This window comes from Gottfriedia acidiceleris, from assembly GCF_050457485.1.
Taxonomy (GTDB): domain Bacteria; phylum Bacillota; class Bacilli; order Bacillales; family Bacillaceae_G; genus Gottfriedia; species Gottfriedia acidiceleris_D.
On record NZ_JBCMJM010000003.1, the window covers coordinates 176326 to 189503 of the forward strand.

The following is a 13178-nucleotide window of genomic DNA, read 5'->3' on the forward strand; positions in this document are numbered from 1 at the left end:
CATACTAAAAGAAATACAAAAAGCTGACTCAAAAAGTCAAAGACCTTTCGAGTCAGCTTAAATTGAATTATTATTGTAAACCTGACATTTGTGAAGCTGGGATATACCCCATTTCAACTAACTTATCAGCAAATTCATCGCCACTAATGAATTCAATATATTCTTTTACTGGAGATTTTGCATCACCTTTTGTAATCATATACTCATATGAATAGAATGGGTATGCACCAGAAGTAATATTATCAGTTGAAGAATCTTTTCCATCAATTTTCACAGTTTTTAAAGCATCTTTTTTATCGCCAATTAAATATGAGTTAGCAAGATAAGAAATTGCTCCAGGAGTAGAGTTTACAGCTTGTTCAACTGCACCGTTTGAATCTTGAACTGTTCCTACGCCATCATTAATCTTAACGTCTTTCATAATTTTCTTTTCAAATGCTGCACGAGTACCAGATGATGCTGGACGATTAATTACATTAATTTTCTCATCTTTACCGCCAACTTCTTTCCAGTTTGCAACTTTACCAGCGAAAATATCTTCAATTTGTTGAAGTGTAAGTGAATCTACACCAACGTCTTTGTTTGTTACCATTGAGTAACCAACACCAGCAACTTTAGCTTCTACTAATGAACTTGCTAAAGATTTATCTTCTAATTTTTCAGCAGCTGGTACATCTGAGTTACCAATTTGAATTGCTCCTGTAGATACTTGGTTTACACCAGTACCACTACCGCCACCTTGAACTGTAATTGAAACTTGTGGGAACTTCGCCATAAATTCAGTAGCCGCTTCGTCAGCTAGTGGTTGTAATGCTGTTGATCCTGCAGCACCAATTGTTCCTGTTAATTCTACTTTTTTATCATCTGTATTAGTCTTACCAGTTGTTTTTTCATCTTTATTAGAACATCCCGCTAACATACCTGTAATAGCCATTGCTGCAAATGTTAATTTTAATCCACGTTTCATTATTGTTTGTCCTCCTAAGGAAAGTTATTATTTTCTACATCTCTAACTATAAAAAAGAATAATTAACCTAGTTTTAAACGATTGTAAATAATTCGTAAAGTTGGGATAGGAGGATAAATTAATGATAAAAATAAAACTCACTAATTATTTTAGAGAGTCTAGAGAAACAATCTATTTCGTTTACGATTAGTGAAAAACATACAAAGTATTACTAGTAGTTTTGAAGTAAAGCCTTATTTATTCACTTTTTCAAGACATAGTTTTAATACAGCATTAAGTAAAACATTCGCTCCTTTACCACAATCCTCATATGAAGTTAACTCATCTTCACGATGACTATATCCATTAATACTTGGGACAAAAATCATAGCAGTTGGAATATATGAAGCAATGAATTGAGCATCGTGGCCGGCACCGCTATACATACGATTTTCTTTATATCCTAACTCTTTGCAAGCATATTCCACAGCATTTACGACTTCTTCATCAAAGTTAACTGTGTCTCGATCCCATAGGCGTGTGGATTTGATTGGACAGCCACTTATATTTTTTGGCAGTTCTTCCACCATTCGTGTAACTTCTGCAATAACACTCGGATCCTTATGTCTCGCCTCTAAAGTAAAGGTTACTTCTGAAGGAATGACCGTGTGAATATTTGGATATGCATTTATACGACCGATTGTGTAAACGAGCTCTGAATCTAGTCTTTGTAATTGCTTTTGTAAATCTACCACCACATTAGCAGCAGTGAACATCGGATCTTTGCGCATGCTAATTGGCGTCGTCCCTGCATGGTTGGATTCTCCAAATACAGAAATTTCATAGCATACCATTCCTAGTACACCTTCTACTACTCCGATTTCTAAGTTTTTCCGTTCCAGTACAGGTCCTTGTTCAATATGTAGTTCGATATAAGCAGTAGCTTCTATTAAGCGATTTGTTTCAAAACCTTTAAAACCACTTTCATTTAATGCTTGAGCAAATGATATTCCATTTTTATCTGTGGAAGCACTCATCTTCTTTTTATCAAATTTGCCAGACAGTACGCCAGAAGACATTAGAGATGGCTCAAATCGTGCACCTTCTTCATTTGTAAAATTGACAATCATAATTGGATAATCTAACTCGATGTTTTCTTCTTTTATTGTATAGACGGTTTCTAAAGCTGTAAGGACACCTAGCACTCCATCGAAACGCCCGCCTTTGATAACGGAGTCCAAATGTGAACCGATTACGATTGGTGGCAAGTTTTGCTTACCTGGTAATGTTGCATACATATTCCCCATATCATCGTATTTTACTGTCATTTCCACTTCTTCACATAACGCTTTAAATTTCTTACGTGCAGCAATATCCTCGGCAGATAATGCAAGTCTAGTTACTCCGTTGTTTTCCGTTTTACCATATTCACTAAACAACTCAATTAAAGTCTGAAGCCGATTAGCATTCGTCTTGATCATATGAAGGCCTCCTATATTTATTAGGTAATCTCTTCTGCCACTTAAACCATTTCTCTTGTGTTAATTAATAAACTTACTCTCACTCCAATGAAAATATTAATAATAATTGATACAAAACAAACATTAATTCAATAATTGAACGAGAAATATTTACTTTAATGAGGTTATTTTATTAAATAATACGATGGAAACTGCTGTTATAATACTAGCAATTGCAACTTACTTATTCATTCAAAACAAAGTCAGACGTATTCCCATTTTTGGAACTGCTTCTGTCTTTGTTTTATAAATTTATAACTTACTTTAAGACCCTACTAAAAACTTGCTTCATCAAAAATTGCTATTAACTTACCTAACCCTAAGTGTAAAAAGGAATCACGATAATTCAGGAAGATTGAATTTTATACCAAATAGCCAATGGACAACATTTAGCTTTGTTTTAAATGAGCCCTTTCTTGAATTACCATTAAGTGTCTGTATTTCAGAAAATTTGGATTATTTTATCGTTTCCCATTGATTTGTGTTGATAAAAAGTTATAATTATTTTTGAAAACAAATTTATGCAAACGTTTGCAGTACCGTGCATTACCTTCATACATATTTTTATTGCATCTTTTGTATAAACGTTTTCCTAATTTAGAGAGATGAAAGGGGTTTTTTCATGAGGAGAAAACAGAGAACAATCTTATCGCTTGTCACTGTATTCGGTTTAGTTCTCCAGATGTTTCCGGGACTTTTTACAAATGGAACTGTAAAAGCAACAGAAACGGTGGCTAAGCAAGTTGTACTTGTAGGAAGCTTTCAAAAATTGTTAGGAAATCAAGGTGATTGGGACCCATCTTCGACCAAAACAGAAATGGTGTATAAAGGTAATGGTCTCTATACATTTACTGGTACTTTACCGGCTGGTGAATATGAGTACAAAATCGCCATTGGCGGAAGCTGGGCGGAAAATTACGGTGAAGGCGGAAACCCAGGCGGAAACAATATCAAACTATTATTGTCCGAACAAAAAGATATCACCTTTTACTATAATGATAATACTCATTCAATTACTGACAGCACTCATTACACACCTATATTAGAAGAAAAACAACCTCGTCTTGTTGGGACTATTCAACCTGCAATTAATGCAGGATCAGCTTGGAGCCCAGCAGACTCAACAGCCTTTTTAAAAGATGATAATTTCAAAAATATCTATTCCTTTACCACAAAAGTGCCAAGTGGTACATACGAATACAAGATTGTACTAGGAAAAGATTGGACCGAGTCTTACCCTACTTCCAATCTGAAGTTAACTGTACTCTCTGAATCTACTATTACATTTTTCTATAATAACCAAACAAAAGAAGTTTATACAGATTATAAACCAGCAGGCTCTGATGGCCTGATTGACCAGAATGCCCTCACTCATGATTCATGGGACCAAATATACAAAAAGCCATTTGGGGCCGTTCCGGAAAAGACACCTGTCACCTTCCGGATATCAGCTAAGAAAGGAGATTTAACAAGCGCGAGCCTTTATGTAAAAAATTATAATTCTGGCACAACAAAGGTCTTAGCTATGAAGAATGTAGGCTGGTCAAATACAAATGGCAAAGGTGACCTTGAATACTGGGAAGCAACGTTTACGCCAACAGACAAAGGGATTCATGGGTATAAGTTCATTGTCAGGGATCAAGATACAACAGTTGAATATGGAGAAGACACACAAGAAGGTCATACCGGAAAAGCAGTAGATAAAAATGCAAGCCTTTTCCAACTGACAGTATATGACCCTAATTATCAAACGCCAGATTGGATGAAAGAAGCTGTAGTCTATCAAATCTTCCCCGATCGCTTTTATAACGGAAACAAGAGCAATGACAATGTGAAGGATAAAATTGGTGCTCGTGGTAATCAGCCAATCGAACATCCCTCTTCTTGGTCAAGCTTACCTGATAATCCTTATGAACAAGGAACTGGATCATATACTGGAGACGGGGAGTTTAGTAATGATTTTTATGGAGGAGACATCATTGGAATCAAATCTAAGCTTGATTACCTTCAATCACTGGGAGTCAACACACTCTATTTAAATCCAATTGCTCTTGCACCATCTAACCACAAATATGATGCAACAGATTACAAATTAGTGGACCCGATGTTTGGCTCAGAAAAAGAATTTAAGGATTTCACAAAAGAATTAGCAAAACGCAATATGCATTTAATTTTGGACGGTGTTTTTAATCACGTCTCAGACGATTCCATCTATTTTGACCGCTATAACAAGTACAATACAGTCGGTGCATATGAATATTGGTCTCGTATTTATGATTTGATGAATAATGAAAAATTGTCCGAGGCTACTGCCACAGAGAAAGCGAAAAAGCAACTTCTTTCTGAAGGGCAATCTTTTAGCCCATACGGTTTTGAAAACTGGTTCCATATTGAAAATGTTAAAGTGCCAAATGAAAAAGTCAACGGTGTTTCAACGGGAGAACATTATAAGTATGAAGGTTGGTGGGGCTATGACAGTCTCCCAGTATTTGAATCAAAAGAAGGTTCAAAAGTTGATCACCCTAGTGAACTTAATAACACTGCATTTGCTAACTATATAATGTATGACAAGAATTCCGTAAGCAAATCATGGATTGATCGCGGTTCTTCCGGTTGGCGTTTAGATGTAGCGAATGAGGTAGACAGCGCATTTTGGCAGGAATTTCGAAAAGAAATTAAATCAAAGACGATGACAGGTGCAGGACAAACTCTTCAAAAAGATGAAAAACCACTAATTTTAGGAGAAATTTGGGATGATGCTTCCAAATACTTTTTAGGAGATCAATATGACTCCGTAATGAATTATCGTTTCCGAGGTGCCGTACTAGATTATTTAAAGAATGGTAATGCAGAAAATGCACAAAACTCACTCCTTGCAGTACAAGAGGATTATCCAAAGGAAGCTTTTTATGCACTCATGAATCTAATGGGATCACATGATACTGCACGAGCTATATTCCTGCTAGGCAACGGGACAGATACTTATAACAGAGCTGAACAGGATCCGAACTATAATTACAATGAAGGTGTGAAACGATTAAAACTAGCCTCTATCCTTCAAATGGGTTACCCTGGTGCTCCGACCATTTATTATGGAGATGAAGCAGGTCAAACAGGATCAAAAGATCCAGATGATCGCCGTACGTATCCATGGGGAAATGAAAACCAAGATTTGATTAAACATTATCAAACTATTGGTCAAATTCGTAGTAAAAATACCGATTTATTTAGTCATGGAGATCTTCACCATATTTATGCTAAAGACGATGTATTAGCTTACGTTCGTACGAAAGGCACAAAATCAGCCCTTATCATCATCAACAGAGGGAAAACTGCACAAACTGTTGATGTTGACACTAAAAAGCTGATTGCAAACGGAATTCGTCTAGAAGACCAACTAGATAAAAAATACGCTGCTACAGTGAAGGATGGCAAGTTGACATTGAGCGTTCCTGCTGAATCAGGAAGAATGTTACTATCTAGTAATGACGTGAAAAATCCACAGTCAGTTAAAAATGTAATCGGTACTGTAGGCTCTAAACAAATTACTTTAAATTGGACAGGAACTGGCACAAAATTCAATGTTTATCAAACAACCGTTGCTGGCGGTTTATGGACAAAAGTAAAAGAAACTACAGACACTAATGTAACCATTTCAGATTTAAATAATGGTCGTAACTACTATTTTTCTGTTACCGCTGTAGATTCTAATGGAAACGAATCTGAACCAGCAGTATCAGTTGGTCTCGTGCCTCATTACGATGTTAGCAAAGCTAGCGTGTCCAATATGACAGCATTAGCCAACCAGGAGCTGAATTTAGCGCTTGATTCCACTGTTAAAGCAACCTTTTACTTGCCAGGTGCAACAGAAACAGGTCCAGCTGAAGGAATTACGGCCGAGCTTCAAGTAAGAATGAAAGGCCAGGCTGCTTGGGAATCATACAAAGCTTTATATAATGGTCAAGCTCAAGAAAATCAAGCTAATGAGTTCCAAGGTAGCTTCACACCAATAGAGGCTGGCATATATGAATACCGAATGGCCTTTACACCAGATTTAGGAAATACATGGTTATACTCTGAAACAGGAGAAGTGAATTACACACGTAGCACTTTAGATACTACTCCTCCTGCTAGTGCGGTCACTTTGGAGACACCAATACAAGAGTCTGGTCAGGTTAACTTGAACTGGAAACTTACGCAGTCAGACCAGCCATATAAGACTGTCATTTATCGTGACGGTCATATACTTACTTCAGTAAACGGGGGCACTACTACCTTCCGTGACTATCAGGTCACAAACGGTACAACCTATAATTACCAAATCCGCGTCTTTGATCAAGCAGGGAACTATGTGAATTCAAATAATGTAACTGTCACACCAGATATAGTAATGGTACAAGTCACCTTTAAGGTACATGCACCAGATGACACTCCATTGTCAGCACAAATGAATATACCTAACAGCTTAAATGGTTGGAATACAGGTGCATGGTCAATGAGCCGAAATGGTGCTGTTACACCAGATTGGGAATATACAGTTGAACTTGAGGAAGGAACTGAAATTACTTATAAATATACGAGAGACAACACATGGGATCATGAAGGATTAGCAGACCATACACCGTCTGATCCAACAGATGATGATATCAGTTACTATGGTTACGGCGCGACTGGAACTGATATGAAAATAGTTGTTTCAAATCAAGGTGGCAACAAGATGAATGTCCAAGATACGATTTTACGTTGGATTGATAAGCCACTTGTAGTAAGCCAAATTGATGTGAATGGTTCAACTTTAACCGTCAAAGGGAATTCTATAAAAGGTGCTGACCTCATTATCAACGGGGAAAAAGTAACTGTCGATAATGAGATGAATTTCACCCAATCTATTAATCTAAAAGAGGGTCAGACACAAATACCAGTACACATTGAACCAACAGAAACAACCAAATCCACAATTTTTAAAGGTGATGGTGGTTCGATCAACAAAAACACAAAAAACTATGTGATAGATGTTATTAATAAAACGATTAGTGAGTCTAAATAAATAGAATTAAGAAAGGTCTACCGATATTTGGTAGACCTTTTTTGAAATATTGTTGCATCCATTTAATATAAGATAATATTTCCTTAATGAATTAATCCTACAAAGTTTTTTCCGAGTATGTATTCCTTTTCGTTATCAGGGATTAGAAGGGATTCCACCCATCTTTTCTTGTCCGAATAGTCATATTCATTAAATGTCTTCATTCCATATGGTCCGTCACAGCCAAAAAGAACTTTACGGTAACCTAAAGCCTCTACTGCTTGTTTTACAATTGACGGATTGAGATAATCACTTGATGTATCAACATATACATTTGGCCTTTCCTTAACGTATTTCCATAGTTTTTTCCAAAATGGTAGACCAGCGTGAGCATAAATTAATTTAAGTTTAGGGAATTTTTCAGGTAGATATTTATAGGAGTCAAGCTCTGAAGAAAGATGAATGATCATAGGTACACCTTTTGATTCACAAAAAGCAGCCACTGGATCAAGAGCTTTAATACTATAACTATGCATAAATGGATGAGCTTTTACCCCAACAAAACTAAGGTTTTTAAGATAGAATTCTATTTCTTCCATAAAATTAGGAATCATAGGGTTCACTGCTACCCAACCTAGAAAACGGTCTGGAAATCTTGTAATTGCAGTTGCTACAATATCATTGTTCGGCTTGGTAAAAATCTTAAATGAGTTACCATAAAGTTTCAAATGGCCATCTTTCACAAGCCCATCGTAAATTTTGTGCCCAATTTGAGGTGTATTAAGTATTAGAAAACGGAATAGTCTTTGTAAGTGATAGTGACTATTGCTATCTATTTCAAACATTGTTTCATTCATGGGAGCGATTAGAGCCGTTTTTGTTACATTATTTCTATCCATCCCCTCTATCATTTTTTCTAAAGTCAGCATGGACTCATCTACATGAAAATGGCAATCAACAATAATATAAATCTCTCCTCTTCAATTAATTTCTTCTTTTTCTTGCTTTAACAAAATTGAAGTTAATATTTTAATGGTTCATTTTCAAGCCCTTATTACTCGTATCAAATATATGCTTTTAATAAAATCTTTATTAATATTAAAGACTTCTGTCCAGATTCAAAACAGCTTTGCAAAACTGCTACAAGACAACCGCCCGAGGGTTAGTTACCTTTGTTTAATACACCCTCAGCCAAACACTCAACATGTTTTAATTTGCAACTGACAATACATGCGATGCTGATGAGTTTAATTCCTTAATGAATTAAAAAAATCGGTAATCTCTTTAAAAGTTTACCGATTTTCAAGTCATTATTTATTATTCTAAACCAAGTGCCTGTAAAACATCATCTAATGTTTTGCCTTTGTATTTCGTTTTTGCCTTAGGAGAATTATCATTCCAAGGATTTTGCATCGTGTAATTATTGATTACATATTGCATATCATTTGCATCGACAACTCCATCAAAATTAATGTCAGCGTCACGTTTATTTGTACCCCAATAATTTTGAATGAATAACGCATCATTTACGTCAATGACATTATCTTTATTGACATCTCCACCAGGAATATAGTCATAGTCAACTGGTTTCGATGCTGATGAAACTTTACCGTCCTCTTTTAATCCGATTGTAAAATCTTTCGTCATCGTAAAGTGACCTGGTACATCAATTTTCAGGTTAAAATTATCATCTGTAATTGGTAATCTCGTTCTAAATAGGTGAGTATTTGTTGTAGTATAGCCGAAAGGATCAGATACACCGTATTCTTTCCCTTTACTATCAGTTACGCTTACTTTTGTTCCCGTTTTATTATAGTCAATTTGTTTCGGTTCTGGTTCTAAACCACCAAACCTAATGAATCCTTCTGCTTCTACACTTGCTCTCATTAATGAATAGGTTGGTGTAACATAGAAATAAGGTTGAATGCCTTGAGTTGTTACAGTCGTATTGTCCACATTTGTATAAACTGCGTTAAAGAATCTACTTGAACCTGCTCCATTTAGGAAGGTCATTGGACCTTTATAGTAGACATCTTTTCCTTTAAACGTTACGTCTACCAACGACGCATCCCCAGCTATTCCTGTATTCGCAAGCTCGCCAGTCGCCGTTGCTGTTATTGTCATTGTAGTTTTACCAACACCATTATCAGGAACAGTTGTATATTGAACATCTAGTTTATCTTTAAATGCCGCGTTCGGTTGTACTTTCACAACATCAAGAAACGCACTTGGATATTGGAAAGTATATACAGCTTTCTTCACGTTTGTTTTCACATTCTTTGTTGAGAAAGTTACTGTCGTTGAGTCACCCATGTTTATACGTTGTTTGTCAGCGATTGCTGTTGTATAAGCCGTTCCTTTTCTTACAAAATAGGCATCAATGACACTACCGTAATTTCGAACAGTTGCTTTGCTATAATCTGTGAAGTCGTATTCCGTAATTGGATTTACAATTGGACCTGATGTAGCTAAAGGTATTTCTGCATTGAAATTACCTTGTGCATCAAGTGGTATACTTTTTTCTGATGAATTATTTGGGTTATAATATGTGAAATTATTATCGCCTTGAGAAGCAGTAATACCAGCTGCCTTCATCTCGTCAATATCTTTATCAAATACATTACCAGAAACAGTCACTTTTGTATCAGTTGGGTTAGCCGTTTCGTAAATGCCTCCAGCTGTCATACCGTTCATTGTTACTTTTGGCTCTCTCTCACCATAGTAAACCGGTGCATCTGCAGTAAACGTTGCCCCTTTATCGTTTGTACCAACCATTCTAATTTTATATACACCTGGCTCTGTTCGTTTAAAATCATACGTAATTGGGTTGTCTGGATTACCAGTTAATGGGTAATATTTCCCTTCATTCAGGACGCCTCGGTAATAATAATCAGTCTTCTCGTCTGCTCCCATTCCGTCAGATGAACCTAAGAATCCGATTTCGTTGTCTGTTTTTGGATCGACAAGGAAGAAATCAAAATGACGCATATGAGAATTCAGCATAAAGTTTACTCCAAGTGACCATCTTGTCGCATTGCTTCCTGCTTCATATGGTATTGTATAAGCTGAAGGACTGCCTGTTACGTAAGCAATACCTTCTTTTACTGTATGAATCGCAAATGGAATTTTATATGTTTCATTCGGATTTTTTTGATTTGTATAAACTACATATCCTTCATACGTTCCAGTTTTTGCAGTTTTAGGAACATTAATTGTCGCATCCATATTCGCACTGCTATATCGTTTTACTTTTACAGATGATTTCACATCTAATGTTACTCCATTCGCAGCTGCGTCTTGGTTTGCTCTAGAATCGCTTGTAAAACGTGCGTCCAATGTTTGGAATTGAACTTTTACATCGTATGTTTTATCTTCAGAGCTTTTATTAAATAAAGTAATTGAACGTTGATCTGTTAAATCCTTATCACTAACAGCTTGTTCACCAAAACTTAGTGCTCCTGTAATATTTTTAATTTGTTTCATACCCTTATCTGCAAGAGTAGTTATTCCATTACTAAACCCATCTTTTACGGTTGTCGTTTTGTCTTTTACTTGAATTTCCGTTTGAGCGTGAACAGCGTTATATGGGTTTACACGTCCTGCCCCAACTTCATATACACTGTATTTATCAGATAATGGAACTGCTGTGTTCATTAGTGTTGCTTTAATATCTGCTGTGTTCATGTCAGGATGAGCCTGCTTGATCAAAGCCGCTACCCCTACAACATTCGGTGTTGCCATCGATGTTCCAGATAAACGCTCATAAGCATAATCATACTTTCCAATTTGATCTGCTCCGTGCATATAAGAAGGAACTGTAGAGAAAACAGAAACACCTGGTGCCGTTACTTCAGGTTTAATATCGTAAAGTACACGTGAAGGACCGCGTGAGCTGAATGGTGCTAATTTATCCCCCGTAGTTACTAATTGTTTCATATTGCTAAATGTAAAGTCCATCGTTGAATAGAGTATATTTCCTTTTGCATCAGCTGTAGGTAATTTTGCCGCTAGTGCCTTTCCTTGTGCATTACTCATTAAAAATGTCGGAAGATAGTTAAAACCTTCTCCAAGATATACATCACCATTCGGAACAGGTGCATCGTATAATACAACAGCTTTTGCACCATGTGATTTAGCATTCGCTATAATTTGACCTAAGCCGATGCTACCACGTTGCGCAAGGACAACCTTTCCTTTTACATCTTTTGGCTGAGATGTACCAACTGCTCCCATCCAATAACTAGATTCATTGCCATAGTCTACATTGACCATTTGCAGAGTTTGGCCATCGAATGTTGTTACGTCATCAGCTAAACCTTTAGCTGCTAGCTTTAAGTCAGCTGGTAGGTCTCCTGTTGATGGATGTAATGTTCCTGTATACGTCGGAATTGAAACAGATGTGTCACTTGCCCCAACTGTAATCGCTAATGGTGAATTACCTGGTGCGCCAAGTGAATACATTGTATCCCCAGAATTTCCTGCAGCAACAATTGCTGTAACACCTGCCAGAACAACATTATTAACAGCAATGCTCGTAGGATATAATGGATCATTATAGTTTGCACCAAGAGACATATTAATAATGTCCATTCCATCTGCTACTGCTTTATCTAAACCTGCTAAAATAGCAGATGTTGCCCCAGATCCATAAGCTCCTAGAACACGATATGAATAAATATCAGCACCTGGTGCAACACCTGTTACTGAAAGGTCTCCACCATTTTTCCCTTGTCCAGCAATAATACCAGCAACATGTGTTCCGTGCTCAGTATAGTACGCTTCTCCGCCTGAGGATAACTCCGGCTTACCAGACTTCTTCCAATCAGCATATGTCGTTTCCATTGGGTCACTATCATTGTCTACGAAATCATATCCACCTTTAAAAGCATCTTTTAAATCTGGGTGGTTGTAGTCAATTCCAGTATCAAGAATACCGACTTTTACGCCCTTTCCTGTAAAGCCTTCTTCATGAAGCTTTTCGACACCAGGAAAAGTAACCATTGTATGAGTTGCAGCTTGTTTTGTTGTTGTATCACTGATTGATGGTGGCTCTACTTGAACTTGCAAGTCACTATAGACAGCCTTTACTGCATCTGATTTAAGTAAAGATTTTACTTTGTTAGCTGGAATTGTCATGGCAACCCCATTAAATGATTTTTTAAAAGAGCGTTTAATTGAATAAGGATTTTTCTTTGCTTTTAATTCACTGCTGAAAATTGTTTTTAAATCTTTTTGGAATGTATCATGTGAAGCATCTACTTTTGCAATTGCATCTGCCGCTGTTAAAGTTTCGCCATTTGATGCTGCTTCTAAAACTGCAGTTTGCTGAGGCTTGTCCTTAAATTCGACAATGACAGAAGTAGACTTGTCACTTGTTTGATCGACATCAGGAGATAATTGAAGCCCTTCTTTGTCACTTAATTTTAATTGTTTGATTGCTTCACGTTGCTGAGGAGTAAGTTTTGCTAGTACTTGATCAATTTTTGAAGTTGCTTGTGCATGAACTTGATGTGAAAAGGAAACTGGTGTAACCACAGTGCTGATTAGACCGGTTGTTAATGCTAAAGTCGAAACATTTCTAAGCATTTTCTTTTTCATCTAATAACCCCTTCTTTCTTTTTTCTATAAATTGATTATATCGAGAGTTGATTTGATTCACATTTTGCAAAATTCATTCAATTCGAAA

General features: G+C 36.6%; 5 protein-coding genes. 1 reads left to right on the forward strand and 4 read right to left on the reverse strand.

Annotation, left to right across the window (positions count from 1 at the left end; translation table 11 throughout):
* Window positions 1-70: 70 nt before the first annotated feature.
* Together ABEY15_RS03560 and ABEY15_RS03565 are read right to left on the reverse strand one after the other, a co-directional pair.
* Window positions 71-967, reverse strand: coding sequence for a phosphate ABC transporter substrate-binding protein PstS family protein (locus tag ABEY15_RS03560; RefSeq protein ID WP_429888493.1), 897 nt, complete (start codon window positions 965-967; stop codon window positions 71-73).
* A 233-nt stretch (window positions 968-1200) separates the two neighbouring features.
* Window positions 1201-2427 carry a Zn-dependent hydrolase gene (locus ABEY15_RS03565; protein ID WP_429888494.1) on the reverse strand — a complete coding sequence of 409 codons (1227 nt, stop codon included), beginning with the start codon at window positions 2425-2427 and terminating at the stop codon, window positions 1201-1203.
* Window positions 2428-3088: 661 nt separating this feature from the next.
* Here ABEY15_RS03565 and ABEY15_RS03570 point away from each other — a divergent pair.
* Entirely contained in the window at window positions 3089-7513 is a 4425-nt protein-coding gene (locus tag ABEY15_RS03570; protein WP_429888496.1) for an alpha-amylase family glycosyl hydrolase, read from the forward strand.
* Between the two features lie 83 nt (window positions 7514-7596).
* Here ABEY15_RS03570 and ABEY15_RS03575 read toward each other — a convergent pair whose 3' ends face one another.
* Both ABEY15_RS03575 and ABEY15_RS03580 read right to left on the reverse strand, forming a co-directional pair.
* The gene (locus tag ABEY15_RS03575; protein WP_429888831.1) at window positions 7597-8463 is read right to left on the reverse strand and encodes an amidohydrolase family protein; all 867 of its coding nucleotides are present in this window, start codon (window positions 8461-8463) and stop codon (window positions 7597-7599) included.
* 346 nt (window positions 8464-8809) lie between these two features.
* Window positions 8810-13090, reverse strand: coding sequence for a S8 family serine peptidase (locus ABEY15_RS03580; protein ID WP_429888497.1), 4281 nt, complete (start codon window positions 13088-13090; stop codon window positions 8810-8812).
* Between the last annotated feature and the right edge of the window lie 88 nt (window positions 13091-13178).

Excerpts from the sequence above, each read along its gene's own strand:
- ABEY15_RS03560 (WP_429888493.1), bottom strand. The coding sequence starts at position 967 with ATGAAACGTGGATTAAAATTAACATTTGCAGCAATGGCTATTACAGGT.
- ABEY15_RS03565 (WP_429888494.1), bottom strand. The coding sequence starts at position 2,427 with ATGATCAAGACGAATGCTAATCGGCTTCAGACTTTAATTGAGTTGTTT.
- ABEY15_RS03570 (WP_429888496.1), top strand. The coding sequence starts at position 3,089 with ATGAGGAGAAAACAGAGAACAATCTTATCGCTTGTCACTGTATTCGGT.
- ABEY15_RS03580 (WP_429888497.1), bottom strand. The coding sequence starts at position 13,090 with ATGAAAAAGAAAATGCTTAGAAATGTTTCGACTTTAGCATTAACAACC.